Below are 26561 nucleotides of genomic sequence, written 5' to 3' on the forward strand. Positions count from 1 at the left end.
ATTCTTCTAAATTATATCATAGTGACGCCAAGAGGCTTAGTGAAGTGACTATTGTCTGGGAAAATCCTTTACTCCAAAGGGAAAAAAGCCATTTTGAGTGAATCTTAAGCTCTTTTGTAACCTTGGATTCCTGCTAGTCATTTAAGGGGTTTTTGCGTATAATAGAACCTAGTGATTTGCGAGAAATGCTTCGCAAATGTCATACTAATGCCCAGGAAAGGGAGTGGCGAACGTGGGCTATCAAGCACTGTACCGAGTGTGGCGATCCCAGCGTTTTGACGATGTGGTGGGCCAAAAGGCAATCACCCAAACACTGAAAAATGCGGTCATCCAAAATCAGATCTCCCATGCCTATTTATTTACTGGACCTCGAGGGACGGGGAAGACCAGTGCGGCTAAAATTTTTGCCAAAGCCATTAACTGTCCTAATAGCCATGACGGTGAGCCTTGTAACGAATGTGACATGTGTCGCGCGATTACGGCAGGGAAACAAGAAGATGTCATCGAAATCGATGCGGCTTCCAACAATGGCGTGGATGAAATTCGTTTTATCACGGATCGGGCCAAATACGCCCCGACCCAAGCCAAATACAAAGTCTACATTATCGATGAAGTCCACATGCTATCCACCGGGGCTTTTAACGCCTTGTTAAAAACTTTGGAAGAGCCCCAAGAAAGCTTGGTCTTTATCTTAGCTACGACCGAACCTCATAAGATTCCGGCGACGATTATCTCCCGGACCCAACGCTTTGACTTTAAGCGCATTGATACCCAAGACATCGCGGAACATCTGGCCTATATCTTAGGGCAAATTGACGTTCCCTATGAAGAACAAGCGCTGAAAGTCATCGCCCAAGCAGCAGAAGGGGGCATGCGGGATGCTTTGAGCATGCTGGATCAGGCAATTTCCTTTGCCGATGGCCGGGTGACTATGAAAGATGTCATGGAAGTCACTGGCAGTCTGAGCTATGAGCGCATGGATCAATTCATGGAAGCTTGCCGGCAACAAGACACGGCTCAGGCCTTAGCGGATTTAGACGAGATGTTGGCCAGTGGGAAAGAGGCCCGACGACTTTTGGAAAACCTCTTGGTCTATTGCCGGGATTTATTGCTATATCAAAAAGCACCGGCTCTTTTAACGGAGAAAAATGGCTATCTCACGGAAGGCTTTAAAACATTAGCCGGAGAAGTCACTGCCGAACAGCTTTTCTTTTGGATTAAACAGTTAAACGAAACCCAAAACGAGATTCGTTTCACTAATAATCCGCGGATTTATTTGGAAGTCGCCGCGGTGAAACTCTGTGGTATTGCTCCTACGAATGCCTCAAGCGCTGATTCTAGTGCTACTCAAGGAGGAGAGCTAGCAGATCTGGTGCAACAATTGCAACAACAGGTCAATCGCTTGACCCATGAGTTGAAAGAATTGCAACAACAACCGGCGCAAGTCAAAAGCACTTCGGCCACTAGTAGTAGTCCTTCAAGCACGAAGACTACTAGCAAATACCGCTTGCCAAAAGAACGGGTGTACCGGGTCTTGGATCAAGCTACCAACGAAGATGTGACCAAAGTCCGAGAAGTCTGGGACGAGCTTTTGACCATGTTTGATTCCTTGCAAAAAGGTCTTTTGCGCAATACGGAAATCAAAGCGGCGGGCCCTCAAGGTTTGGTCTTGTCCTTTGAAGCCGAGATGGTATGTCAAAAAGCTTCGGAAGATGAACAGTTGGCTTTGATGATTTCCAATCACATGAGTCGTTTGATTAGTGGCTATGCTCCGGAAATCGTCTTTATCCCTGAGTCCAGTTGGTTAGGCTTGCGGCAAAGTTACTTGCAACAGCGCAAAGCTCGGAAGCAAGGTGGCGCCTCAGCAGGTGAGGAACAAGCACCGACAGAAAAAGAACCACCAAAAGAAGAGCCCATTGTGGAAAAAGCCCAAGCAATTTTTGGGGATTTAACGAGTATTGTAAACGACTAATTTGAAAGTGAGTGAAGTACAATGATGCGTGGCATGGGGAATATGCAAGGCATGATGAAACAAGTTCAAAAAATGCAAAAAGAAATGGTCAAAGCCCAAGAAGCTTTGAATGAAAAACAATTTGTGGGAGAAGCGACAAATGGCTATGCCAAAGCGACTTTCACCGGTGATCGAAAAATGATCAATTTAGAAGTGGATCCAGCTGTGATTGATCCAGAAGACAGCGACATGCTTCAAGACCTAGTCATGATGGCGGTTAACGATGCGCTAAATCAAATCAGCGTGGAAACCGAAAAGACTATGGGCAAATATACCAAAGGCATGCCGGGCTTCTAAGCCGAGCATAGTACGGCTAGTCTTTTTGTAGCGGTTTAGTTGGATCAACAAAGGAGGGCGCTTAGTCCATGCAATACCCAGAGCCCATAGCAAAATTAATCGATAGTTATATGAAGTTACCCGGAATCGGTCAGAAAACCGCCACCCGGCTAGCCTTTTATACCATCGATATGAAAGAAGAAGTGGTCAACGAATTTGCCAAATCCCTGTTAAGTGTGAAGCGGGATCTGCACTTTTGTAGCGTCTGTGGCAATATCACCGAGGAAGAGCCTTGTGAAATCTGTCGGGACACCACCCGAGATCGCAGTACGATTTTGGTAGTGGAAGAGCCCAAAGACGTGATGGCCCTAGAAAAAATGCGGGAGTACCACGGTTTGTACCATGTTTTAGGAGGCGTTTTGAGCCCCATGGAAGGTACCGGCCCGGAAGACATCAATATCCCGGCTTTGATTAAACGGCTTCACGATGATACGGTAAAAGAAGTCATCATCGCCACCAATGCCACCACAGAAGGAGAAGCCACGGCCATGTATCTCTCTCGGTTGATCAAACCGGCAGGGATTAAAGTCACCCGCTTAGCCCACGGTTTGGCGGTAGGCAGCGATATCGAATACGCCGACGAGGTCACCTTATTAAAGGCCGTAGAAGGTCGGCGAGAACTATAGTTTTTGTGCATTTATTTTTTTTCTAGTACAATAGAGACAAGAGTGGAGGACGTATGGTGAACGGATTGTTTATTACCATAGAAGGACCAGACGGCGCTGGCAAGACTAGCGTGATTAACGAGTTATACCCGAGATTGCAGTTGATTGCCAAACGAGGCATCGTGAAAACCCGGGAACCAGGTGGTGTGAAGATTTCAGAAAAGATTCGTCAGATCATCTTAGACCCACAAAACGAAGAGATGGACGAACGCACGGAGGCCTTGCTCTATGCAGCAGCCCGGCGGCAACACTTGGTGCAAGTCATCTTACCGGCCTTAAGTGCTGGCAAGATTGTGATTTGTGATCGCTTTGTGGATAGTTCCTTGGCCTATCAAGGAGCCGGTCGTCGCATTGGCATGCCGGATATTCGCAAAATCAATGAATTTGCCACAGAAGGAACCAAGCCTGATTTCACTTTGTATTTGGATGTGGATTCCGATACCGGTTTGAAACGGATCGAAAATGCCCGCTCCGGTCGCCAAGTGGATCGCTTGGAAACGGAAAGTCTGGAATTTCATCAACGGGTCCGCCACGCTTACTTGAAATTGGCGGAAGAAGAACCAATTCGGATTCACAAAGTGGACGCCCGCATGTCCTTAACGGATGTTGTGGAAGAAAGCTTTACCGCCATCACAGAAAGTTATCCCCAATTCTTTTAAACTGAAAAGGAGGAGTTTTTTATGAAATTAATCATGGCGATTGTGCAAGATAAAGACAGTAACCGTCTTGCAAACGAATTTATCGATGCAAATATTCGGGCAACCAAATTGTCCTCAACCGGTGGTTTCTTGAAAGCCGGCAACAGCACCTTCATCATCGGGATCGATGATGAACGAGTGACCGAGGCTTTGGAATTGATCAAGAAAACCTGTCAATCCAGAAAGCAATACGTTTCGACTCCTATGTCCTTGGATATTTCCTTGGACGGGCAAGTGCCATATCCTGTGGAAGTCGAAGTCGGCGGGGCAACCGTCTTCGTATTACCGGTGGAAGGATTCCATCAATACTAAGAGGAGGGCGTCATGGATACATTTTTAGCCCAAAATCAGCCCTTGGTTTACTCACAAATCAAAAAAAGTGTGGAGCATGGGCGTTTGGCCCATGCTTATCTTTTTGAAGGGGACCAAGGTGTCGGCAAGCACGAACTGAGTCTGTGGCTGGCCAAGCGCTTGTTTTGTACCCAAGTGGTGGACAATGAACCCTGTAATAAGTGTAATAACTGCCTGCGAATTGCAGCGGGAGAGCATCCAAACTTATGGCAGATTAAGCCGGACGGGCAGTCGATTAAAGTCGATCAGATTCGTCAGTTACAACAAGAATTTGTCCGCTCGGGCTTTGAGTCCCGCTTGCAGTTTTTCACCATTTCCCATGCGGATAAGATGAATGCCAGTGCCGCCAATAGCCTGTTAAAATTTTTGGAAGAGCCTGCTGGGAGTTTTGTGGCAATTTTAGAAACCTACAGTCCTGGGAAGATTTTGCCCACGATTCAGTCTCGCTGCCAGATTTTGCATTTTGCTCCTTTGAATACGCAGGCGTTGGTGGCAAAACTAGTTCAAACGGGAACTGGCACAGAATCGGCGACACTCTTAGCGGCTCTGACCAATAGTTACCAAAAAGCGGTTGAAATCTCACAAGAGGAATGGTTTAATGAGGCTAAGGCTGCCGTTAGTCAATGGTACCTTTATTTAGCAAACAATGATTTGATGGCCTTTGTCTACGTGCAGAAAAAACTCACTACATTGGCCAAAGAAAAAGAGCGCCAGCAGTTATTATTACAAATGCTGATGCAACACTTTCGCCAAGCCAGAAGTAAGCTTTTAAATGGGGACGTACTAGCGTTAAAAGAGAATACTCGGCGGATTGAGCTGTTGTTAGAAGCGGAGCAAAAACTCGGGGCCAATGTTTCTTTTCAAAATGTTTGCGAACAGCTAGTATTGCGAATGATTCATCAGGATTAATCAGATAGGGGGGATTTGCCGATGGAAGTCGTTGGTGTGCGTTTTCGGGATTCCGGACACATCTATTACTATGCACCAGGAAAAGCGGAGTATCACTATGACGAGCGCGTAATCGTGGAGTCACAACAAGCAAAAATGTTGGCAAAAGTGGCGATTCCCAAAATAGATATCGACAAAAGCGATTTACCTAAAGAGGTCTTACCGATTTTACATAAAGCCGGAGAGCAGGAGATTCAAAAAGCCCAACGCAACGAAGCAGACGCTCAGGCAGCCATGGGGATTGGCAAGAAGAAAATCCGCTCACGGAATCTGGAAATGAAGCTCGTGGGAGTGGAGTACACCTTGGACCGCAGCCGGATGATTTTCTACTTCACGGCAGATGGCCGGGTGGATTTCCGAGAATTGGTCAAAGATTTGGCGGGAGAATTCCGCACCCGGATCGAATTGCGGCAAATCGGAGTCAGAGATGAGGCCAAACTCTTAGGGGGACTGGGACCTTGTGGACGACCGTTGTGTTGCGCCACTTTTTTAGGGGACTTTATTCCCGTGTCGATTAAAATGGCCAAGGATCAAGGTTTGTCTTTGAATCCGACGAAGATTTCTGGCCTTTGTGGGCGTTTAATGTGCTGTTTGAAGTATGAAAACGCCGAGTACGAAACTGCCAAAAAAGAAATGCCGGACTATGGTAAAGAAATCCTAACCCCAGACGGCAAAGGCCGCGTGGTGGGCTTGAATCTTTTGAACCGGATCGTTCGCGTGCGCTTAGTCGGTCGGGAAACTCCGGTGGAATATCTCTACAGTGAACTACAAGCTTTTAAAGAACAAGCCAAAGTGGGTGAAGTCCATGGATAAACGGGAACTTTACGATGGCTTGTCAAACCTTGAAGAAGACTTGAAAAATTCTTTGGGCCAGCTGTCAGAAATGAAGGCTGCCCTCCAAGAAATCGTGGAAAAGAATACGACTTTGGAATTAGAGAATCAAAAGTTGCGAGAATATTTACAGGAATTGGAGCGAGAAGCCGCACCGGTTCCGAGTGAAACCAAGCAAGAGATGTCCAAGTCCCGGATGAATTTGGGTAAAATCTACGAAGATGGCTTCCACATTTGTCGGGAGTCTTACGGGGCTCGCCGGGAAAATGACGAGCAGTGTGTCTTTTGTCTGGAAGTCTTGTATCGAGAAAGTCAAAATTAACCAGGAGAGTCCCACGATTTGGTGGCGGCTCTTTTTTTGAAAAGAGGGAAAACCATGGAAATCCAACAGAGTTTTAAAGGGACAACGCAAACCGGGAGCCTTTACTTGGTGCCCACCCCGATTGGCAATCTGGACGACATGAGCGTCCGCGGGGTGAAAACCTTGCAAGCAGCGGACTTGATTGCCGCAGAAGATACCCGGAATACTCAGAAATTACTGAATCACTTTGAGATTACTACGCCCCAAAAAAGTCTCCATGAGCACAATTATAAGGAACGGATTCCTCAACTTTTGGAGTTCTTGCGCAGTGGCAAGTCCATCGCCCAGGTTTCGGATGCGGGGATGCCCTCCATTAGCGATCCAGGTCACGAGTTGGTTTTGGCTTGTTTGGAAGAGAAGATCAAAGTAGTGGCACTGCCAGGGCCGACTGCAGGATTAACGGCTTTATTGGCTTCGGGATTGAGTCCTCAGCCGAATTACTTCTATGGCTTTTTGCCTCGGAAGAAAAATGAACAGAAGGCTGTTTTGCAAAGTTTGGCCAGTCAAGAAGCGACGTTGATCTTTTACGAATCTCCCCACCGTATTAAAGACACCTTGATGAACCTGGCAGCGGTTTTTGGTCCTCGTCAGGCAGTTATCTGTCGGGAGTTAACCAAACTCCATGAAGAATATCTGCGGGGGGATTTTAACGAGCTGATCGATTACTTGAGTGAAAAAGAATTAAAAGGGGAGTGTTGCCTGCTAGTGGCAGGAAATCAAGAACCAGAAGCGCCGGTAGCCGAAGTGGCAGTCAGCGTGAAAGAAGAAGTTCAAGCATTGGTGGATCAAGGGATGAAACCCAATGCGGCGATTAAAACCGTGGCGCAACGCCGCTCCCGTAAGAAACAAGAAATTTATCAAGAATACCATGATTTGGTGTAGTAAAAGCCTCGGCCTTGGCCGGGGCTTTTCTATTACTTGCGAAGAGGATGTGAGAAAAGCTCACGCCAAAGGAGACGAATTTTCAGAAAGTTTTGAAAAATAGGCGAAAATTCTAGAAATCACCAAAAATCCGTGTTACCATTTCTTCCATAACAAACCGACCTGCTTGGACACAGGTCAAAATAAAGGAGGAATTTTGATGGACACGGGAAATATTGGGTTTATGATTCTTTGTACAGGTTTGGTTTTTGTGATGACGCCGGCTTTGGCATTTTTCTATGGGGGGCTTTCGCAAAAGAAGCACTTGTTAAACACCATGATGATGGTGATCGTCACCATGGGACTGGCTTCCTTGCTGTGGATTATTATCGGCTACAGTTTGGCCTTTAGTGGGGGCAATTCTTTTATCGGTAATTTGGACAAGGTATTTTTCAATGGTGTTTCCAGCGAGTCTTCTTCCGGTTTACCAGAAGGGTTGTTTGCAGCCTTTCAGATGATGTTTGTGCTGATTACTACGGCGATTCTCACCGGGGCCGTGGCTGGGCGCATGCGTTTTTCCGCTTTATTAATATTCTTAAGTGGCTGGATCATCTTGGTCTATGCGCCCATTGCCCACATGGTTTGGGGCGGGGGCTTCTTGGATCAGATTGGTTCTGTCGACTTCGCCGGGGGCAATGTGGTGCATATTAGCTCCGGGATTTCCGGTTTAGTTTTGGCCATGGTTCTGGGTCAGCGCAAGCGGAAGGAAAATGAAAGTTTCACACCCCACAACGTCCCTTTTGTTGTTTTAGGTACCGGTCTTTTGTGGTTAGGTTGGTTTGGCTTTAATGCTGGCTCAGCACTTGCGGCGGATGGCTTGGCTGTACACGCATTGTTAACGACTAATACCGCAGCAGCTGCCGGGATGATGTCTTGGATGATGTTGGAATGGCTCGTAAAAGGTAAACCTAGTATCGTAGGTTCTTGTACGGGGGCGGTGGTCGGTTTAGTGGCGATTACTCCCGGGGCTGGCTTTGTCTCTATCGGTTCGGCTTTGATTGCCGGCTTATTGGTTTCACCGATTTGCTTTTACGGGACGCGCTTTGTAAAAGAAAAACTGGGCTGCGACGATGCCCTAGATGCTTTTGGCTGTCACGGGCTAGGAGGGATTTTCGGTGGACTGATCACCGGGCTTTTGGCCGATCCTGCCATCGGTGGGGAAACCGGGCTCTTCTTCGGCGGAGTGGACCTGTTTGTGGCCCAAATTCTGAGCATTCTCTTTACCATTCTTTTTGCCGGAGGAGTGAGTTTTATTCTGATTATGGTGATTAAAAAATTCATGCCGATTCGGGTTTCTTCATCCCAAGAGGAAAAGGGCTTGGATCATGCTTTGCACAACGAACAAGCCTATCAAGATCTTTTAGGAAATGAATAAAAAATAGCCGAGGGGAGGTGGTTGCCCCTCGGCTGACTTGTTTCAGAACGTTTGTTTGGGTATAATTGGTGGAAAGGAGGGGTGCTATGAGCGAATTGCAATTTCCCCTAAAAAACGATACCAGTCGCAAGATCATTCACATCGATATGGATGCTTTTTTTGCTTCCGTGGAAGAGCGGGACAATCCGGAGTTGGCCTTGCATCCCTTGGTGATTGCCCGCCATCCCCACGACACAGGAGGCCGAGGCGTGGTGACCACGGCCAATTACAAAGCCCGGCAGTATGGCATTCATTCCGCCATGAGCGCTCAGAAGGCTTATGAACTTTGCCCGAAAGCCGTCTTTATGCCCGGCAATCACGAAAAGTACCGAGAGATTTCCCACCAAGTCCGGGAAATCTTCGCAAAATACACAGATATCATCGAGCCGGTTTCCATTGATGAGGCTTACTTAGATGTGACCCACAACAAGCAAAATATCCAGTCGGCGGTGAAAGTGGCTCGCTTGATTCAACAGGAAATTTGGCAAGAAGTTCGACTGACCTGTTCGGCAGGGGTCAGCTACAATAAATTTTTGGCGAAGCTAGCCTCGGATTACCACAAACCGGCCGGACTGACACTGGTAGCTCCCGATGAAGCTTTGGCGTTTATGCAAGCTTTGCCAATTGAGAAATTCCATGGGGTAGGGAAGAAAACCTCGCCGAAAATGCATGAGCTGGGGATTTTTACCGGCATGGATCTCTATCAGCTTGGGGAAATGGAGTTGATTTCTCAGTTTGGTAAGATGGGCTATTCTTTGTATCGCAAAGTTCGGGGCATTCACGATTCCCCGGTGAATGTGACCCGAGATCGCAAGTCCGTGGGCAAAGAGCACACCTATGGCAATCCCTTAACCACGGAAAACCAAGTGTTGGCTCAGTTGCGTCGCTTGGCTGAAGAAGTGGACAAGAGTTTGCGACGGGTGGCTAAGCACGGCCAAACCATCGTCTTAAAGGTTCGCTATGCCGACTACACCACGATTACCAAACGTCAGACGTTGAATCAATACATTCGGGACAAGGATCAGATTTTTTCCCAGGCTAGTTTGATCTGGGAAGACGTACTTGGCTTGGAAAAAGGCATCCGCCTCTTAGGCATTACAGTGACCAATTTAGATCCCATCAGCTATGAAAATATCTTGTTGCCCCTTTGGGAGAAAAAAACGGAGTAAGCGTATCGGTACGCTTACTCCGCTTTTTTTTTTAGATTAATTTTTGTTTGTCTAGTTGTTCAAAGGTCTGTTTACCGTCGACGCATTTGTCCCAAATTACCGCTTTTTGCTGGTCCAAGGATTTTTTAACATCCAGAATTCGTTGGTTACTACTACCGCGAAACTGCAAGTTTAAATTGCGCTTGGCTAACTCGAAGCGGCCGTCCACCAAGACATCTACTTGTTCCAAAAGAGCAAGCTTGTCTGGAGTTTCCAGTAAGAGTTCTTCAAAGGTATAGCCCGTCCAGCTCCAAATGTCCTTGCTGTCACCAAAACGCTCCCGCACCTTAGCCACTACTTCCAGACAGACTTGGGTATTCAGGAAAGGTTCCCCGCCTAAAAGGGTCAACCCTTGCACATAGTCATGGTCTAGGTCGACTAATATTTGTTCCATCAGCTCTGGAGTGAAATCTTGGCCGTAGTTGAAATTTTGCACGGCTTTGTTAAAGCAGCCTTCACAAGCAAATAAGCAGCCGGAGACGTACAGGCTACAACGGACGCCCTCGCCGTCGACAAAATTAAAGGCTTTGTAGTCTGCAATCTTTTGCTTGCTGAACTTTTCGGCATGCCATTCTTGAGGTTGGGGATTTCGCATAGGGTCACTTTCTTTCTGGAAAATTCACTAGAGCAACAAAAAGCCGGGGAGTAGACCCCGGCTTTTGTACTCCTAGTCTAGCAATGCTGGCCAAAAACGTGGTTCAGCTTTTATTTCATGTGTTTTACTCGGCTAGAGATTTCTTTGTGACGACCATGAACCATTGGGCGAGCTTGAGGGTTGCCCAAGTAGCCGCAAGTTCGTTTGACCACGTCACAAGTTTTCGGATCGTGATTGCCACATTGTGGGCATTCGAAGCCCCGTTCGGTTGGGGTGAAGTCGCCTTCGTAGCCACATTCGTAACAGTGATCGATAGGGGTATTGGTTCCAAGGTAGCCAATCTTATCGTAGGAATAATCCCAAACGGCTTCTAAAGCTTTCGGGTTTTGTTGCAAGATTGGGTACTCACAGTAGTGGATAAAACCACCGGAACAGTATTTCGGATAGTCTTTTTCAAAGTCCAGTTTTTCAAATGGTGTCGGATTTTTCCGCACATCATAGTGGAAACTGTTGGTGTAGTATTCTTTATCGGTAATGTCTTTGACGATGCCGAATTTTTCGGTATCCAAACGGCAGAAACGATCGGTCAGACTTTCAGATGGAGTGGAGTAGACGCTAAAGTGATAGCCGTACTCGTTGCCCCAAAGATCCGTGTGCGCTTTTAGTTCTTTCACGATGGCCAAAGTGAATTCCTTGGCTTCGGGATTGTTTTCCCATTCCCCACCGTAAAAGGCAGATGCGACTTCGTACAGACCGATATAGCCTAAGGAAACCGTCGCCCGTTTGTTTTTAAAGAGTTCATTAACCGCATCCGTGCGGCTCAGACGTTTGCCAAAAGCGCCGTACATGTATAGGATCGGTGCATTGGCAGGGATGGCTTCTTTACAGCGTTCCACCCGGTAAACCAAAGCGTCCTTAGCGATACCTAAGCGTTCTTCCAATAAACTCCAGAATTTGTCCTTGTCCCCAGCGGCTTCTAAGGCGATCCGAGGCAAGTTCAAGGTGACAACGCCAAGATTCATCCGGCCCACGTTGATTTCTTCGCCGTTTTCGTCTCGCCAGCCTTGTAAGAAGGAGCGGCAACCCATAGGTACTTTGAAGCTCCCGGTCAATTCCACGATTTTGTCGTAGTTCAAGATATCCGGATACATGCGCTTAGTCGCACATTCCAAAGCCAATTGTTTGATGTCGTAGTTTGGATCTGTGGCATCGGAGTTGACGCCTTTTTTAATGCTGAAAATCAGTTTAGGGAAGATTGCGGTGCGTTTTTCGCTACCTAAACCGTTAATCCGGATTTGCAAAATGGCCCGTTGGATTTCCCGTTCAAACCAAGTAGTACCCAGACCGAAGCCTAAGGAAGTGAAAGGCGTTTGACCGTTAGAAGTAAACAAAGTATTGATTTCGTACTCCAAACTTTGCATGGCATCGTAAATGTCTTTGCGAGTCTTTTCCTTGGCGTATTCTTCCCGTTTCGCAGGGGATTCAATCCAGCGTTCGGCGTCTTTCATGTGTTTTTCGTAGTTTAATTCCGCAAATGGTGCCAAAAGTTCATCCGTGCGGTCTGCCGAACAGCCTCCGTATTGGCTAGAAGCCACATTGGCGATGATTTGGGAGATTTGAGCTGTGGCCGTTTGGATTGATTTTGGTGATTCCACTTCCGCATTGCCAATTTTAAAGCCGTTGTTTAACATGCCTTTAAAGTCGATTAAACAGCAGTTGGTCATTGGCGTATAGGGATGGTAGTCCAAATCATGGTAGTGAATGTCGCCTTTTTGATGAGCGTTGGCCACATGAGGAGGTAACATCTTCAAGCCGATGGACTTACCTACGATTCCGGCGGTTAAATCCCGTTGCGTATTGAAAACATCACTGTCTTTATTGGCATTTTCATTGACTACGGTACGGTCTTTATTGATCAGTTTGCCAATGGTGAAGTTGATATCTGTCGCCCGACTGCGAGCAAAATCCCGCTGTGTCCGATAACTGATATACGCTTCCGCCAATTCGTATTCGTTCTTTTCCAAAAGCGTGTGTTCCACAATGTTTTGGATTTCGTAGATTTTGACATTTTCCGTGAAGCGTTGGGCAATTTCTGCGTCTACCCGTTCCACGATATCCAAAATCCGTTCATGATCCAGTGGGGACAAAGGTTGGTCATTGACCGATTCCCGTTTGGCTTTCACTAGGGCGTCGTAAATTTTTTGATCGTCAAAGTCCACCGTACGACCGTCGCGTTTGATGATTTTCATTTGACTCAGGCGCGGTAAAGCTGAGGCGGTTGTTGCCTCTTTTTTGATCTCCATCATCGGGCATTCACTCCTTAAATACTGTTGCAATTGAAAACTTGCTTCATGTAATATCATAGCGGAAAACAAAAGAACTAGCAACCTATATCTTGTGTCATTTTTTAGTTTTAAACTATCAAGACACAATATATAGTGTGCTAGATACGATAAAAAACCTGATGCAAACAGTCGCCATCAGGTTTTATCACGAGTTCTATCATCTCAAATAACAGCAAAAAAAGCAAAGGAAAAATGGAAAAATCACGACTTCTTTTTGAGGTGAATTTTTCGAAAAAAGTTTTCCTAGTTTTTGGTGAAAGTTCGACCTTCACTGGTGGAAGAAGTCAAGGGAAGTGGTATAATGACCCTTGACTAAACACAAAGGAGCAAACAGCCAATGCTTGATAAAAAAGAGGAACAACTATTGATTGACTTGACTAGTGCTCGGGGCGTGCCCGGCAATGAAGAGGAGGTCCGGGAAATCTTCAAAGCCTATGCCAAACCCTTTGCAGAAGACATCTTCTTCGACGGTTTAGGCAGTGTGGTTGCCAAACACGTAGGGACCGGAGGCGGACCAAAGATCTTTATTTCTGGTCACATGGATGAAGTGGGCTTTATGGTGACGGGGATTACCGAAAAAGGTTTTATCGAATTCCAAACCCTTGGCGGCTGGTGGAGCCAAGTTATGCTGGCGCAACAAGTGGAAATCAAAACCCAAGAAGGAAAGTTGATCCATGGGGTTACCGGCTGCAAGCCACCTCATGTTTTGAGCCCAGAAGCGCGGAATAAACCTTACGATATTAAGGACATGTTTATCGATATCGGTGCTTCCAGTGAAGCAGAAGCCAAAAGCTGGGGTGTGCGTCCTGGAGATATGGTCACGCCTTATATTCAATACAAACGTCTAAACGACAGCAAATTCTTACTAGCCAAAGCCTGGGACAATCGGGTAGGGACTGCCGTTTCCTTGCGAGTTTTAGAAAACTTGGCCCAAGAAGGTCATCCAAACTGTCTGTTTGCCGGCAGTGATGTTATGGAAGAAGTGGGCTTACGAGGAGCGCGTACTAGCACTCACTTGGTGAATCCTGATATCGCCATTGCTTTAGATACCGGGACCGCTGGAGATACCCCGGGAATGACCAAAAAAGAAGCCGATTCCGTTTTAGGTAAAGGACCGCAAGTCTTGATCTTTGATGCTTCCATGGTGCCCCATAAGAAATTGTTGAACTTTGTGACCAAGGTAGCAGAAGACTTGGAAATTCCATTCCAATACACTGTAATCGCCGGTGGTGGAACCGACGCGGGACAAATGCACTTGACTCGTAACGGAGTACCATCGATTGCCATTACCGTGCCTGTGCGCTACTTACACTCGCATACATCGGTGATTCACGAAGATGATTACTTAAATACGGTGAAATTAGTGACGGAAGTGGTCCGTCGTTTAGACGATGAAACCGTAGCAGCTTTACGCAGCTATTAAAAGACGACTGAGCGTTTATTGCAAAAGAAAAAGCAGTGCCTTCAAATTGTGAGGGCACTGCTTTTATGCTAGAGTGAAAGAAACTACGAAAGAAGGAATCCCTATGAAACTAACCGTACTAGGCTGTCTCGGCGCTTATCCTTATGATGGCCAAGGAACCACGGGTTATCTGTTGCAATCAGGAGGCTTTTCTGTATTACTAGATTGTGGTAGTACCACCTTGGTGCAACTGGAGAAAATTTTTGATCCCTTAGATTTGGATGCCGTGATTCTGACTCACTATCACCATGATCACATTGCCGATTTAGGTGTTTTACAGTACTACTGGCAATTACATCCAGAGCGAGATCCAGAGAAAATCCTGCCGATTTACGGGCATACTTTAGACGAGACTCACTTTCAAGAGCTAACCTTGCCGAATGTCACCAAAGGGGTGGCGTACCACGAGACAGAACTGTTGGAATTTGGTCCTTTTTCTGTTACATTTATGAAGACGATACATCCGGTTCCTTGTTTTGCCATGCGCTTTGTGGAAAAAGCCACGGGAAAGGTCTTTGTCTTTACCGGTGATTCCGGTTATTTAGCGGGCTTTACCGAGTTTGCCAAGGATTGCGACTTGTTTTTGGCGGATACCTATCTTTTCCAAGGCAATGAACACCATCAAGCTCATTTTACGAGTCTGGAAGCCGGAACTTTCGCCAAAGATGCTCAAGCCAAACGCTTGGTCCTCACGCACTTGCCACAGTTTGGTGACTTAAAACAACTGCAAAATGAAGCCCAAGCGGCAGCAGGGGAAATACCTGTCGAGTTGGCAGCGGTGGGGAAAGTGTTTGACATGTAACGAAGACGAATGAAGAGGAGACGATTTCCATGATTTTTGTACCAAATGAATTGACGGACCCCCGAGTAAACCTGGCTATCGAAACATTTTTACTGAAGGAAATGCCTTTGGACGAGCCGATTTTGCTCTTTTACATCAATGAGCCTTCCATTATCATCGGTCGCAATCAAAATACCATTGAAGAAATCAACCAAGACTACGTGACGGAAAAAGGCATTCACGTGGTGCGCCGCTTATCCGGTGGTGGGGCGGTTTATCATGATTTCGGTAATTTGAATTTTAGTTTTATCATGCCAGATGACGGCAATTCTTTCCGGGACTTCGAAAAACTCACTAAGCCAATCGTTAAGGCTTTGCAAGAGTTAGGCGTCGAAGAAGCGCAATTAAAGGGCCGCAATGATTTGGTGATTAATGATCAGAAATTCTCCGGCAATGCTATGTATGCGACAAATGGTCGGATGTTTGCCCACGGAACGATTATGTTTGATTCGGATATTAATGAAGTGGTGAACGCTTTGAAAGTGCGCCCGGACAAGATTCAGTCCAAAGGGATCAAATCCATCCGTTCTCGCGTGACCAATGTTAAACCCTTCTTGCCAAAAGACAAACAGAATATGACGACGAAAGATTTCCGTCAAGCGATTTTGTTGAAAATCTTTGGTGTGGAGTCTGAAGATCAAGTGAAGACTTATGAGCTGACCGAGGCAGACTGGCAAAAGATCAATGAGATTGCCGATGAATATTACCGGAACTGGGATTGGAACTACGGCAAGTCCCCAGATTTCGATATCGAACGCCGGCATCGTTTCCCAATTGGATCTATTGAAGTACGCTTAAAAGTACAATCCGGGAAAATCACGGATGCGAAGATTTACGGCGATTTCTTCGGCCTAGGCGAAATCAAGGATGTGGAAGACGCTTTGATTGGGACTCGCTATGAAAGAGACGATTTGGCCAAAGTCGTGGATACCATTGATATGAAAAAATACTTTGGAGCCATTGAAGCCCATGAGTTTTTAGACTTGCTGATTTGAATTAACAAAAGAGGTTGAGCATTTGCTCAACCTCTTTTTTGTCCTTAGAATCCCTTCTTTAATAAGCCCGGGCAATCCATAGGGTGTATTTGGCTGGCTTGCCACTAACGATATCCACTGTTTTTTGCATAGGTGCTTCAAAAGGAATATTACGTGTGGTAAAGCCGGTTTCTTCTTTGATTTTGGCTTCGGTTTCTTCAGTACCATCCCAACCGACTAAAACAAATCCTGTTGGGCGATTTTCTTTTTTACAAGTTTCGATATGGGCTTTTAAGTCTGCCAAAGTATCGATGTCGAAGTGTTCATTGGCCTTGTTGCGCGCCCGGGCAGCATCTAAAAGCCGTTTTGGCATGCTGTCTAACTGTTCTTTCACGTAGCCAGCCAACTCTTCGAAAGGTACGGCAACTTTGTCGTCTAAGTCCCGAGCTTTCACCATAGCGTGGCCATTTTCCAAGTCCCGTGGGCCGCATTCGATGCGTAGGCAAGCGCCTTTTAATTCCCATTCGTTAAATTTGTAACCAGGGGAATTGTCGCTATCGTCTAAGCGAACGCGGAAGCCGGCTGCTTTGAACCCTTCATACAAGCCAGTTAATTTTTCCATAATGGCTGGATTTTTCTTCCATGGGCCCACTGGCATTAAGACGATTTGGGTTGGAGCTACGGTTGGTGGGAAGACCAAGCCTTTGTCGTCTCCGTGAGTCATGATCAAAGCCCCTAACAATCGAGTGGAAATCCCCCAAGAAGTGGTGAAAGCGTGGGTGTGTTGATTTTCCTTGGTCAAGTAAGTAATATCGAAGGCTTCGGCAAATTTTGTTCCCATGTAGTGAGAAGTACCTGCTTGTACGGCTTTTCCGTCTTTCATCATGGCTTCGATGGAGTAAGTATCCATCGCACCGGCAAAGCGTTCAGATGGAGTCTTTTGTCCTTTGTAGACTGGGATAGACAGGAATTCTTCCGCTACTTTTTCGTATTCGTCTAAGACATGTAACGTCCGCCGGCGCGCATCTGCTTCATCGGCGTGGGCGGTGTGGCCTTCTTGCCAAAGAAATTCGGAAGTACGCATGAACGGTAGCGTCTTTTTCTCCCAGCGGAAGACGTTGGCCCATTGATTGATTTCATAAGGTAGGTCCCGGTAAGAATTGATCCAGTCGGAAAAGGCAGAACCAATCATCGTTTCAGAGGTTGGACGAAGGGCTAAAGGTTCTTCCAATTTTTCATCGCCGACTTCTGTTACCCAAGGAAGTTCAGGGGCAAAGCCTTCGATGTGATCGGCTTCTTTCATGAAGAAGTTCCGTGGAATTAGCATTGGGAAGTATGCGTTGCGGATGCCTTCACTTTTTAGGTAAAGATTGAAACGCTCTTGAATGTGCTCCCATAGTTCGTAGCCGTCAGGACGGAAGATGATCGACCCTCTGACTGGAGAATAAGACATTAATTCGGCTTTGGTAATGGTTTGAATGTACCATTCTGTAAAATCATTGCTTTGTGTGTTGCTCATGCTGGTTCCTCCTTCATAATTTGTCAGCGGTAATGGCGTAAAAATAAAAAAACGCACTTCATCCTATAAAAAGGACGAAATGCGTGACTTCGCGGTACCACCTTTGTTGATCGTATCGATCCACTTAAGGGAGCGGTAAGGGGCTCCACACCGATCGTTTTTGGCGATCTTTGGTTTTGGGTAGGTTCCTAGTCGATAGTGGGTGTCGCCTTTGCAGCCAAGAGGCGACTCTCTTAAACCATATCCTACTAGTACTATTCCAACTGCCTTTATGCTACTGGTAAATAAAGAAAAAAGCAAGCAAAAGTTGCCATTTGTCAACCTTGCTTGCTTAAAAAGTTGCCTGATGGAAACTTTTGAATGGTTTACATTTCCAGATGAATGCGGACGGTGTCGGTTTTGGCAGTGTTGTACTTGGTAACGTGACCGGCATACTTTTTCGAAATAGACTCAAGAATCCGTAAGTCGAACTCTTCTTGTTCCGGTAATTCGGCGGTGATCCCTTTGTCAAAGATATTTTCATGGTAATTGGCCGTGTGTTCACAAGTGATGTAAAGCTGTTCTTCTTGGTAACGGATGGTCAAGGTGATTTTTCGTTGACTAGGGTCCGTGATGGCATAGGCTTCCCGCACGGCATGCTCCAGTAAATGGGCGAATAAATTGGTTAAGTCGCTGTCGCTAATGGGTAAGGTATTTGGCAGTTCCACGGCAAATTCCACGGTGATATTGCGTTCTTGGGCAATTTTTTGATAGCGAGATAAGATCAGATTGGCCAAAGGGTGCCCGGTGACCGTGGACATGCCATCTAGTAATTGGGCATCTTGCTGCAATTTTTCAATGTGTTCTTTGACCCCGCTTAAATTCTCATCTTCAACTAAAAACTGCATCATTTGCAGCTGTTTGGCAAAAGCTTGCTTCATGTTTTCTACTTCTAAAAGGTGTTGACGCATTTCTTCGAGACTGTCTTCCAAAAGGGAGGTCTTGATTTCTAAGAAGTTCATCTGGCGATTGGTTTGTTCTTCTTTTTGAAGGAAATCAGTCACGGTATAACAAAAGATAACCAGAAGAATAATAGCGTAGAACAACGCGGTGATATTCAGCGTGCTGTATTCCGTCCCCACGGAGCTCATGATGTACAAGAAGCAGTGAGCCGAGGCGACCAAAACAATCCAAGGGGTACAAAACAGATAGAAGCGATTGTTGTTTTGGCTCTCGCGAATGGCAGCATAGGAAGTGACCAAAGTCCCAAAGATATTCAAGGTATCCAGCCAAGGTTTCACTACGGGCAGGTCTACATTGGTTAATAAGGCGCCAAGAACGATGACACCGCTAAAGGCGAGATAAGGAAAGGCCCATAATTTGTAAGTGTGTTGGAATCGTTCCATTTTGCAGCAATAATAGGAAATCAATAAAAGGGGCGTCAAAATGGCAAAGAAGGTTGCCAAAAGGGAATTGACAATCGGGCTGAAAAATAAACCGGCAATGCTGTTTTCAGCGGCAGCTTCAATGGCTAAAGAAAGACCAAAACAGGCTAAGAGTAAGAGCTCTAAGTCCAACTTTTTTTGCCGCGCCAGCTTGCGAATGATAAAGGCCAACAGTGCGATACTAATCGCCAATGAGAGCACCACCATTAACACCAAGGGCATAGTAACGGCCACCACGTAGGACATTACCGAATTAGCCTCGCCTACAAAGACGCGAATCGGCAAGCCACTGTAATTCTCATAAGGGGTGCTGACTTCAATGCGCAAATTGCGACCGATATAATCCGGTGGCAAGAGGATTTCTTTGGTGATCTTGCCAGGATTGTCACTGTTGTCTTTTCCTTGATTGCGAGGGGAGTAGTCGTAGATCAATTCATCGTCTAGCCATAGGGAAAACCACTGATGATTTCCCTGGACCAGTAGTACGGGGTTGTCCACCTTGCGAGCCATGGTGCGGGACATAATCATGGTTTCGTTTGCTTCGATACTGTCCATGCGCTTGACGTATTGGCTTTTAAAAGTAGTGTCCGGATCTTCCCGGGAGGAGTAAACCCAGGTTTCTTTGATTTTCGCCATTTGCGTTTTATTGAAAGGATGGGTAAAGGCGTAGCAAAAAAAGCCAACGATGGCCAAAAAAGCCGAGAGGATAAAAAAGACTAATAACCAGCGCAAGTTGACTTTTGATTTTTTATGACTAAGGTTTTTTTTTAAATACATTAAATAATCACCTCTCGTATGTTATACTTTAGGATATTTTTTTTAAAGAGATAAGTCAACATGATTCATCAGTTTGTTTTTGAGTTTTAATCTAGAATGAAAGTTATTTTATTGTTGTATATAATAACTTAAGTTCCTGTTGATTGTAACTGATTTTAATAATATTATAATGATGAGAGGAGTGAGAGGGAATGAAGCAATTGACGAGGATTAATGCATTAGGTTCCTTAATTTTGGTAGTAATGATGGCCCTTGCAATCATCATCACCCTTTTACCTCATTTACTTGGGCTGACGATTGCGGTTATTCGCGACGATGCCATGCAAAGCACCTACCCCAACGGCAGTTTAGTTTTCGTGCGCCAGCAAGCGGTGAAGGAGATCAACGTTGGGGAGATCATCACCTATTACGTGGATCAAGGGGAAGAGGTCATGACGCGACGGGTGGTGGCAAAAGATGCAGATGCGGAAGTCTTTTATACAAAAGGGGACAAGCTAGCACAAAGCGAAGAAGGCAAAGTCACCAAACGCAATTTACTCGGTCAACCGGTTTTTCACTTGCCTTACTTGGGCTTTTTGGCCACGGCTGATTTTGTTCACTATGCTCAAATGATCTTTTGGCTTATCGCCGGGGGCTTGACCTTGTATTCCGGCTGGACTTTGACGAGAACGGTTCGACTGCAAAAAAAGGCGCCGACTGGCTGGGAAGAGCAGGAATTTTAGTCCAGGATTGCACCTAATAAAAAAAATAGCGTATAATGAGGCTGTCGTGATTTCACGGCAGTTTTTTTCGGTACTTTAGACTAGTCCGGCTAGTCTTGAAATACAAAGGAGCAAAGACGATGCGAAATGAAATGATGCACCGGCCAGTGGTGAAACCGGAACTGGTAGAATTTATGCGGGAGAAGCAAAAGGCTTTAACAGGCGGGTTAGGTGCTCTCGAAGGGGATGCCCATAAGCGCGGCGTGCCAGTGATTCCCCATGAAACCGTGGTCTTCTTACAGTTTTTATTGGGGCAATTGCGCCCAAAAGAAGTCTTGGAAATCGGTACCGCAATCGGTTTTTCGGCAAGTCTTATGACGGCATACTTGGCTGAAGACGGCCATGTAACGACAATCGATCGCTATGAGGTGATGATCAAAGAAGCTAAAGAAAACTTCCAACGCTTAGGTGTAGCGGACAAAGTGACTCTTTTGGAAGGCCAGGCAGCGGAGATTTTGCCAACTTTGAGTGGTCCTTATGATTTTATTTTTATGGATAGTGCGAAGTCGAAATACATCGAGTTTTTGCCGGAGTGTTTGCGCTTGTTGCGTAAAGGGGGTGTCTTAATGGTAGACGATGTCTTCCAAGCGGGGACAATATTGGATCCTTTGGAAGAAATTCCGCGGAAAAACCGGGCCATCCACCGGAAGCTCAATGAATTTTTAGACGTGGTGATGACTCATCCGCAACTGACATCGACCTTGGTACCTTTAGGAGATGGCGTGATTTTGATCACCAAAGAAGCAGACGAAATCGAGCTACCCCAGTCAAAGTAAGGTGGTTCTAGCCGTTATAATGACACCTTTGTTGTATCTTTAGGACAATAAAACACTGAAAAACAAAAATAGTTAGGAATAAGTCTTCCCCCATCCGTGGGTTCTTCAGCTCTTTTCGAGTACGGAATCCATGGGGCGGAAGGCTTTTTTTTGTTTTCTAGGGACAGGTGGAGGGTTCTGTAATTTTGATACCCGAAGAGTAACATTTCAGTATTGTTTTGAAAGGGCTGTCACGCTATTCTTAAGAAAAATCCCCAGGCACTTCAGCGAGTCGCCTGTCTAATTCGAAGGAGAATTTAAAATGACAAAATATATTGCAGTGGATATCGGTGCCTCCAGTGGTCGTCTGATGTTGTCTTCCCTAGATGAAGAGGGCAAGATGAGTTTAACAGAAATTCATCGCTTCAAAAATGGTTTTAGCGAAACGGCCGGCGCGGATCGTTGGCAGATTCAGCATTTGACCACCGAAATCCTGAAAGGTTTGGCAAAAGTCAAAGCAGCGGGCATTGAAGAATGTTACGTGGGCATCGATACGTGGGGTGTGGACTATTGCTTGTTAGATGAAGCTGGCGAGTTGATGGAAGCACCGATTGCTTATCGGGATAAACGAACCCAAGAGGCAATGGCTGACTTCGATGAAAAAATGCCCCTGACGGAATTGTACCAACGCACAGGGATTCAACTGATGAATTTTAATACCGTCTTCCAATTATTAGTTGAAGACAAGGAAAAATTGGCGAAGGCGAGCTCCTTGTTGTTGATTCCGGACTATTTAGGCTATGTCTTTACCGGCAACCAGGTCTTGGAAAAAACCAATGCATCCACTATGCAGTTGTTAAACTTAACCACACGAAAAATCGATAGTGAGATTTTAGCGACCTTGGAAGTTTCGGAAGAACTCTTCCCGCCATTAGTCGAGCCGGGTAGTATTTTAGGCGAATTGCAACAAGCGCGTTTTCCAGAATATGATTTACCAAAGGCGACCTTTATTACCATTGCCAGTCACGATACCGCATCCGCTGTGGTAGGGACTCCGGGAGCCGGAGAAGACTGGGCTTATATTAGTTCCGGGACGTGGTCACTAATGGGGGCGGAATTAAAAGACGGGATTGCTACCCCGGTGGCCTACGATGCCAACTTCACAAATGAATGGGGCGTGGCCGGGAGTATCCGTTTCTTAAAAAACATTATGGGCATGTGGTTGATTCAAGAAGTCGCTCGCATGCAAGACTACCAATACTCCTATGCAGAATTAGCCGATATGGCGGCCAAAGAAGCGCCATACCAACAATTCGTCAATGTAAACGACGACCGCTTCTTAAATCCAGCGAATATGATTGAAGAGTTTCAAGCGTATTGTCGTGAAACCGGCCAGAAGGTACCGGAAACCCCAGGAGAAATTGCCCGCTGTGTCTATGACAATTTGGCCTTGTGTTATGCGGTGGAATTGAAAAACTTGCAAGCCATCACCGGCCGCAAGATTAACAAATTGCACATTGTAGGTGGGGGTTCGAACAACCGCCTGTTGAATCAATTAACGGCGGACGCTTGCAATGTTACCGTAGAAGCCGGTCCTGGAGAAGCGACGGCTATCGGAAATTTAGTTGTGCAAATGGTAGCGACTAGCGGCTTTGGGGATTTGGCCTCTGCCCGAAAAGCGGTGCGAGCTTCTTTTGATTTGCACACCTATGAACCAAGCAATCCAGATGCCCAAACAATCGTGGAAGCATACGAAACCTTTTTGGCTAACCAGTGCCAATTGGCAAGAGTTTAAGAAAAAAACTAGTGCGCTTTTTGCGCGCTAGTTTTTTTAGTTGGAAGAAAGTGCTTTGCAAAAAGGGGAAGGCTTGTTACTCTATGAAAGAGGTGAAGAAGATGAAAATTCGTAGCATCCAACCAACCGATTATCCCGCAGTGGCCCAATTAGTCAGGGAAGCTTTTCAACAGTCGGAACACGGCTATCAAGGAGAAGTCGCCATTGTGACGAACATTCGTCAGGAGCCGAGCTACCATCCTGAACTAGAAGTTGTGGCGCTAGACGAACAAAATGACGAACTTTTAGGACATGGCCTGTTAAGTGAAGTTGCCATTGTTAATGAAACAATGAGTTTTACTGGCTTAGTCTTGGTACCTTTAGCCGTGGCTCCGACCGCCCAAAATCAAGGAGTCGGCGGTCAGTTGCTTAAAGAACTGGAAAAGCGAGCCAAGGAATTAGACTATCCTTTTATCAGCATCTTAGGGCATCCGGATTACTATCCTCGCTTTGGTTATGTACCTGCTTCACGCTTTCAAATTCAAGCGCCGTTTCCCGTTCCCGATGAAGCCTTTTTGATCAAAGAAATCACACCTGATGGTCTTACTGGTGTTAGTGGCATGGTGCATTATTCCAAAGCCTTTGAATAACAAAAACCCTCTGGAGAAAGGACTCCAGAGGGTTTTTATGAATTGTGACGCTCCAGGAGGGATTCGAACCCCCGACCGTCCGCTTAGAAGGCGGATGCTCTATCCAGCTGAGCTACTGGAACAAAAACTCGACATGTTTCATTATAGAAAAAGCCCAGGTGCTTGTCAAACCTTTTTCTAAGGAAAACACAGGGAAAAAAGACACCCAAGACTGTGATTTTTGTCTTGGGTGTTTCGTTATTATTTGATTTTGCGAATGCGATAGCTTTCAAAGTATTCCGGGCGCCGGTTGCTTTTGGCAAAAGCATAGATGCCCATAATGATAGCTCCGGCGGTATTGGTAAACAAATCTCCCATGGTGTCCATCAATGCGGCTCTACCCACGAGTTCTTGACCATGGCTGATGTAGCGTTGCAAGTTTAGGTTGGCTACGCTGTCGCAGATGAATTCCCAAAATTCCCAAAAGACACCGCAAACTCCGGAAAAGGCGAAACCGAAGAGCAGGAAGAGCCAAATGGAAACGTCTTTACTAGCGGCATTTTTCAAAAAAATGGCAATTAAACCGTAGCCAATCGCGGTTAGTAGCATCGGGCTAATGGTGTGAAGCAATTTATCCCAGCCGTTAATGATGCGAATCAAGTGAAGGCAAGTGCCTAGAAAAACGGAAATAAAGAGAAAGAACCAGTAAAAATACTGAATCGGTTCTGGAATCAATATTTTAAAGAACCGCTTGATTAAATCTGGAAGAAAAATCAGACCAATCCCCAAAAGACACTCTAGGATTACCACCCGCATTTCCGAACGGGGAGAGAGCTCCACGATGTATTCGTAAATGTTGAAAAATAGCACGAGAATCCCGAAGACGGTTAAACCGCGCTTGATTTTAGTTGCATTCATTTTTCCCAACTCCTTTCACATAGTATTAGTTTATCATATCACCGGCTTAAGCCCTAGAAAAAGCCCGAGGGAAAGCTGGGTCTATGGTCTGATGTGAGAATGAAAGGCTTATGCTATAATAAATTCTATGAAATGAATTTGGATTGGGAAAGGATTTACTATGATTAGAATTACCATGTTGTCTCGGGCAGATACGGTGAAAGGCCAAGGCGTGGGCAGTGCCTACGATGAATTAGTGAAAATGTTGAAGGAGCGCTTCTCCTCTGAGTTTCATATTGAAATCAATACGACTTCAAAGGCAGATGTCTCTCATTATCATACGATTAACCCAGAGTTTTACCTCTCGACTTTTTCGAAAAAAAGCCGTGGGGTTCGGGTGGGCTATGTTCACTTTTTGCCGGAAACACTGAAGGGGAGTATCGATCTTTTTCCACCTTTTCAAAAGGTTTTTAATTGGTACGTGATGTCCTTTTACCGACGGATGGATCTTTTGGTCGTGGTGAATCCGAGTTTTATCCCGGAATTAGTGGCCGCAGGGATTCCAGAAGACAAGATTTGTTACATTCCAAATTTTGTTTCCCGAGAAGACTTTTATCCCCAAGCACCGACAGAAAAAGTTGCGACTCGACAACGTCTCGGTTTTTCCCAAGATGATTTTATCGTCTTAGGTGTGGGGCAAGTGCAAAAACGCAAAGGAGTGGATGACTTTATCCAGCTCGCCAAAGACAATCCTGATTTGCAGTTTGTCTGGGCAGGGGGCTTTTCCTTTGGTAAATTGACCGATGGCTATGACGAGTACCGGGAAGTCTACGAAAATCCTCCGGCAAACCTAACATTCACCGGGATTTTAGATCGCAGTGAACTGGTTGACTACTATAATATGGTGGATGTTTTCCTTTTGCCTTCTTACAACGAACTGTTTCCTATGAGTATCTTGGAAGCTTTCAGTTGTCACACACCGGTAATGGTGCGAAATCTAGAATTATACGAATCCGTGATTTCTGGGTATTATTTAGGCACCGAGGACCGCGCAGAAATGGGGGCAAAACTGCGGGAGTTAGCCGCCGACCCTAGCCAATTGGCACACTATGCAGACTTGTCTGCCAAAGCTGCGGAACATTATTCAGAAGATAATGTGGCAAAAATCTGGTATCGTTTTTACACAGATTTAGCCCAAGGCAAACAATTGGAGTTAGCACCGGACAGCCGGGAAGTCCAACCATAAAAGCATACTAAAAAGCTGAACGCTTCACGCGTTCAGCTTTTTGTGTGGAGCAATTCGCCTAAGTTAGTCCAGTCTTGCTCGATTAAAGGAGCAAGTTTGCGATTGTAAAAAATGGCTGCCGGATGAAACATGGGCACGAGGGTGTAGACATGATTGCCCCATTGGTAGCCATCTTGGTCAGCGTTTAGCTCCAAAACGGGGCTCGTGATGATCTGTCCGTGGTCTTGTGTGATGGAGTGCTTCGGACCTAGCAATCGGTGCAAGCCGATATTGCCCAAGGGGATGATGATTTCCGGTTGAATTGTTTGTAATTCATAATCGGTAATCGGAGCGTGAGCGAGGACTTCTTTTTTTGTGGGCGTGCGATTAGGGTATTTGGTTTCTGCTACACCGGTTTTGCGGTTGATTCCTTGTTGGATGCGATAGGGGCGGCTGCGCACGGCACTGGTAATATAGATTTGCTCCCGTTTTAAGCCAGCTAATGTCAGATTTTTATCCAATTCCACGCCGGCTGCACCAGAAAAAGGAACCAAGCTTGCGATTTCTTTGCGTCCTGGCGCTTCACCTAAAATCACCAGGCGGGCATCTTTCGGGCCTGCTCCCGGCACAAAGCCTTCTAATAAAAAGCCCTGGGAACGGTTTGCCACGGATTTTGTTAACCAGTCGGGGTAGTTCATCAACATCCCTCCTTTTTCCTTAGTATAAGCCGTTGGTACGACTTTGAAAAGTTTTGCAAATCCTTGAAAACAAGTTGTTGACGGGGCAGTCTTTTTTTGCTAAAGTAGTATTGTTGTAATTGTGGGCACCACAGCTACAAC

Annotated in this window: 25 protein-coding genes, 1 tRNA gene and 1 other annotated feature (1 of these 27 only partly in view); of the genes, 19 read left to right on the top strand and 7 right to left on the bottom strand. The window is 45.9% G+C overall.

The genetic code is table 11. The features are described from left to right. Positions 1-232 precede the first annotated feature (232 nt). From dnaX to dinB, 11 genes are all read left to right on the top strand, one after another. Positions 233-1972 carry a DNA polymerase III subunit gamma/tau gene (dnaX, locus tag I579_RS07675; protein ID WP_010754181.1) on the top strand — a complete coding sequence of 580 codons (1740 nt, stop codon included), beginning with the start codon at positions 233-235 and terminating at the stop codon, positions 1970-1972. 21 nt (positions 1973-1993) lie between these two features. After that, entirely contained in the window at positions 1994-2308 is a 315-nt protein-coding gene (locus I579_RS07680) for a YbaB/EbfC family nucleoid-associated protein (protein ID WP_010754180.1), read from the top strand. A gap of 68 nt (positions 2309-2376) precedes the next feature. Then, positions 2377-2973 (top strand): recombination mediator RecR, encoded by a 597-nt coding sequence (gene recR, locus I579_RS07685; RefSeq protein ID WP_010754179.1) that lies wholly within the window; start codon positions 2377-2379, stop codon positions 2971-2973. A gap of 56 nt (positions 2974-3029) precedes the next feature. Then, entirely contained in the window at positions 3030-3671 is a 642-nt protein-coding gene (tmk, locus tag I579_RS07690; protein WP_034810614.1) for a dTMP kinase, read from the top strand. 21 nt (positions 3672-3692) lie between these two features. After that, a complete protein-coding gene (locus I579_RS07695) occupies positions 3693-4022 on the top strand; it encodes a cyclic-di-AMP receptor (protein WP_010754177.1) in 330 nt (109 codons plus the stop codon). A gap of 12 nt (positions 4023-4034) precedes the next feature. Then, complete coding sequence (holB, locus tag I579_RS07700) at positions 4035-4970, top strand: DNA polymerase III subunit delta' (RefSeq protein ID WP_010754176.1); 936 nt, start codon at positions 4035-4037, stop codon at positions 4968-4970. 21 nt (positions 4971-4991) lie between these two features. Beyond that, positions 4992-5822, top strand: a complete 831-nt coding sequence (locus tag I579_RS07705) for a PSP1 domain-containing protein (RefSeq protein ID WP_010754175.1) — start codon at positions 4992-4994, stop codon at positions 5820-5822. Beyond that, on the top strand, positions 5815-6162 hold the full coding sequence (locus tag I579_RS07710) for a DNA replication initiation control protein YabA (protein WP_010754174.1): 348 nt from the start codon (positions 5815-5817) through the stop codon (positions 6160-6162). The genes I579_RS07705 and I579_RS07710 overlap by 8 nt, the downstream gene beginning before the upstream one ends. 54 nt (positions 6163-6216) lie before the next feature. Then, a complete protein-coding gene (rsmI, locus tag I579_RS07715) occupies positions 6217-7083 on the top strand; it encodes a 16S rRNA (cytidine(1402)-2'-O)-methyltransferase (protein ID WP_010754173.1) in 867 nt (288 codons plus the stop codon). Between the two features lie 199 nt (positions 7084-7282). Then, entirely contained in the window at positions 7283-8497 is a 1215-nt protein-coding gene (locus I579_RS07720; RefSeq protein ID WP_010754172.1) for an ammonium transporter, read from the top strand. A gap of 86 nt (positions 8498-8583) precedes the next feature. After that, complete coding sequence (gene dinB / locus I579_RS07725; protein ID WP_010754171.1) at positions 8584-9705, top strand: DNA polymerase IV; 1122 nt, start codon at positions 8584-8586, stop codon at positions 9703-9705. Positions 9706-9736: 31 nt separating this feature from the next. On the opposite strand, the gene nrdG is transcribed toward dinB, so the two are convergent. Next, entirely contained in the window at positions 9737-10339 is a 603-nt protein-coding gene (nrdG, locus tag I579_RS07730; protein WP_010754170.1) for an anaerobic ribonucleoside-triphosphate reductase activating protein, read from the bottom strand. 110 nt (positions 10340-10449) lie between these two features. After that, on the bottom strand, positions 10450-12645 hold the full coding sequence (nrdD, locus tag I579_RS07735; RefSeq protein WP_010754169.1) for an anaerobic ribonucleoside-triphosphate reductase: 2196 nt from the start codon (positions 12643-12645) through the stop codon (positions 10450-10452). A gap of 376 nt (positions 12646-13021) precedes the next feature. On the opposite strand from nrdD, the gene I579_RS07740 reads away from it, so the two are divergent. The 3 genes from I579_RS07740 (at position 13022) to I579_RS07750 (ending at position 15982) form a co-directional block, all read left to right on the top strand. After that, a complete protein-coding gene (locus I579_RS07740) occupies positions 13022-14107 on the top strand; it encodes a M42 family metallopeptidase (protein WP_010754168.1) in 1086 nt (361 codons plus the stop codon). Between the two features lie 103 nt (positions 14108-14210). Then, positions 14211-14948 (top strand): MBL fold metallo-hydrolase, encoded by a 738-nt coding sequence (locus I579_RS07745; RefSeq protein ID WP_010754167.1) that lies wholly within the window; start codon positions 14211-14213, stop codon positions 14946-14948. Positions 14949-14977: 29 nt separating this feature from the next. Beyond that, entirely contained in the window at positions 14978-15982 is a 1005-nt protein-coding gene (locus I579_RS07750; protein ID WP_010754166.1) for a lipoate--protein ligase, read from the top strand. A gap of 58 nt (positions 15983-16040) precedes the next feature. Here the strand turns inward: I579_RS07750 and proS are convergent, their stop codons facing one another. Together proS and I579_RS07760 are read right to left on the bottom strand one after the other, a co-directional pair. Next, the gene (gene proS, locus I579_RS07755) at positions 16041-17480 is read right to left on the bottom strand and encodes a proline--tRNA ligase (RefSeq protein WP_010754165.1); all 1440 of its coding nucleotides are present in this window, start codon (positions 17478-17480) and stop codon (positions 16041-16043) included. 365 nt (positions 17481-17845) lie between these two features. Next, complete coding sequence (locus I579_RS07760) at positions 17846-19681, bottom strand: GHKL domain-containing protein (RefSeq protein ID WP_010754164.1); 1836 nt, start codon at positions 19679-19681, stop codon at positions 17846-17848. Between the two features lie 191 nt (positions 19682-19872). On the opposite strand from I579_RS07760, the gene I579_RS07765 reads away from it, so the two are divergent. The 4 genes from I579_RS07765 (at position 19873) to I579_RS07780 (ending at position 23621) form a co-directional block, all read left to right on the top strand. Further along, on the top strand, positions 19873-20403 hold the full coding sequence (locus I579_RS07765) for a signal peptidase I (protein WP_010754163.1): 531 nt from the start codon (positions 19873-19875) through the stop codon (positions 20401-20403). 119 nt (positions 20404-20522) lie between these two features. Continuing rightward, positions 20523-21218 (top strand): O-methyltransferase, encoded by a 696-nt coding sequence (locus tag I579_RS07770; RefSeq protein WP_010754162.1) that lies wholly within the window; start codon positions 20523-20525, stop codon positions 21216-21218. Between the two features lie 301 nt (positions 21219-21519). Beyond that, positions 21520-22992, top strand: coding sequence for a rhamnulokinase (gene rhaB, locus I579_RS07775; RefSeq protein WP_010754161.1), 1473 nt, complete (start codon positions 21520-21522; stop codon positions 22990-22992). Between the two features lie 101 nt (positions 22993-23093). Continuing rightward, complete coding sequence (locus I579_RS07780) at positions 23094-23621, top strand: GNAT family N-acetyltransferase (protein ID WP_010754160.1); 528 nt, start codon at positions 23094-23096, stop codon at positions 23619-23621. 48 nt (positions 23622-23669) lie between these two features. Here I579_RS07780 and I579_RS07785 read toward each other — a convergent pair. Both I579_RS07785 and I579_RS07790 read right to left on the bottom strand, forming a co-directional pair. Further along, positions 23670-23743: transfer RNA gene (locus tag I579_RS07785), tRNA-Arg, on the bottom strand. A gap of 118 nt (positions 23744-23861) precedes the next feature. Continuing rightward, on the bottom strand, positions 23862-24518 hold the full coding sequence (locus I579_RS07790; protein ID WP_010754159.1) for a DUF2238 domain-containing protein: 657 nt from the start codon (positions 24516-24518) through the stop codon (positions 23862-23864). Positions 24519-24678: 160 nt separating this feature from the next. Between I579_RS07790 and I579_RS07795 the strand changes: the two genes are divergently transcribed. Next, on the top strand, positions 24679-25743 hold the full coding sequence (locus I579_RS07795; RefSeq protein WP_010754158.1) for a glycosyltransferase family 4 protein: 1065 nt from the start codon (positions 24679-24681) through the stop codon (positions 25741-25743). A 32-nt stretch (positions 25744-25775) separates the two neighbouring features. On the opposite strand, the gene I579_RS07800 is transcribed toward I579_RS07795, so the two are convergent. Then, positions 25776-26420, bottom strand: a complete 645-nt coding sequence (locus I579_RS07800) for a uracil-DNA glycosylase (protein WP_010754157.1) — start codon at positions 26418-26420, stop codon at positions 25776-25778. 128 nt (positions 26421-26548) lie between these two features. Further along, positions 26549-26561 (top strand) — a sequence feature (ribosomal protein L21 leader region) (it continues 71 nt past the right edge of the window).

This window comes from Enterococcus asini ATCC 700915, assembly GCF_000407365.1.
GTDB classification, from domain to species: Bacteria; Bacillota; Bacilli; order Lactobacillales; family Enterococcaceae; genus Enterococcus_C; species Enterococcus_C asini.

Coding starts and splice junctions, on each gene's coding strand:
- I579_RS07680 (WP_010754180.1), top strand. CDS start 1,994: ATGATGCGTGGCATGGGGAATATGCAAGGCATGATGAAACAAGTTCAA.
- recR (WP_010754179.1), top strand. CDS start 2,377: ATGCAATACCCAGAGCCCATAGCAAAATTAATCGATAGTTATATGAAG.
- I579_RS07695 (WP_010754177.1), top strand. CDS start 3,693: ATGAAATTAATCATGGCGATTGTGCAAGATAAAGACAGTAACCGTCTT.
- holB (WP_010754176.1), top strand. CDS start 4,035: ATGGATACATTTTTAGCCCAAAATCAGCCCTTGGTTTACTCACAAATC.
- I579_RS07705 (WP_010754175.1), top strand. CDS start 4,992: ATGGAAGTCGTTGGTGTGCGTTTTCGGGATTCCGGACACATCTATTAC.
- I579_RS07710 (WP_010754174.1), top strand. CDS start 5,815: ATGGATAAACGGGAACTTTACGATGGCTTGTCAAACCTTGAAGAAGAC.
- rsmI (WP_010754173.1), top strand. CDS start 6,217: ATGGAAATCCAACAGAGTTTTAAAGGGACAACGCAAACCGGGAGCCTT.
- I579_RS07720 (WP_010754172.1), top strand. CDS start 7,283: ATGGACACGGGAAATATTGGGTTTATGATTCTTTGTACAGGTTTGGTT.
- dinB (WP_010754171.1), top strand. CDS start 8,584: ATGAGCGAATTGCAATTTCCCCTAAAAAACGATACCAGTCGCAAGATC.
- nrdG (WP_010754170.1), bottom strand. CDS start 10,339: ATGCGAAATCCCCAACCTCAAGAATGGCATGCCGAAAAGTTCAGCAAG.
- nrdD (WP_010754169.1), bottom strand. CDS start 12,645: ATGATGGAGATCAAAAAAGAGGCAACAACCGCCTCAGCTTTACCGCGC.
- I579_RS07740 (WP_010754168.1), top strand. CDS start 13,022: ATGCTTGATAAAAAAGAGGAACAACTATTGATTGACTTGACTAGTGCT.
- I579_RS07745 (WP_010754167.1), top strand. CDS start 14,211: ATGAAACTAACCGTACTAGGCTGTCTCGGCGCTTATCCTTATGATGGC.
- I579_RS07750 (WP_010754166.1), top strand. CDS start 14,978: ATGATTTTTGTACCAAATGAATTGACGGACCCCCGAGTAAACCTGGCT.
- proS (WP_010754165.1), bottom strand. CDS start 17,480: ATGAGCAACACACAAAGCAATGATTTTACAGAATGGTACATTCAAACC.
- I579_RS07760 (WP_010754164.1), bottom strand. CDS start 19,681: ATGTATTTAAAAAAAAACCTTAGTCATAAAAAATCAAAAGTCAACTTG.
- I579_RS07765 (WP_010754163.1), top strand. CDS start 19,873: ATGAAGCAATTGACGAGGATTAATGCATTAGGTTCCTTAATTTTGGTA.
- I579_RS07770 (WP_010754162.1), top strand. CDS start 20,523: ATGCGAAATGAAATGATGCACCGGCCAGTGGTGAAACCGGAACTGGTA.
- rhaB (WP_010754161.1), top strand. CDS start 21,520: ATGACAAAATATATTGCAGTGGATATCGGTGCCTCCAGTGGTCGTCTG.
- I579_RS07780 (WP_010754160.1), top strand. CDS start 23,094: ATGAAAATTCGTAGCATCCAACCAACCGATTATCCCGCAGTGGCCCAA.
- I579_RS07790 (WP_010754159.1), bottom strand. CDS start 24,518: ATGAATGCAACTAAAATCAAGCGCGGTTTAACCGTCTTCGGGATTCTC.
- I579_RS07795 (WP_010754158.1), top strand. CDS start 24,679: ATGATTAGAATTACCATGTTGTCTCGGGCAGATACGGTGAAAGGCCAA.
- I579_RS07800 (WP_010754157.1), bottom strand. CDS start 26,420: ATGAACTACCCCGACTGGTTAACAAAATCCGTGGCAAACCGTTCCCAG.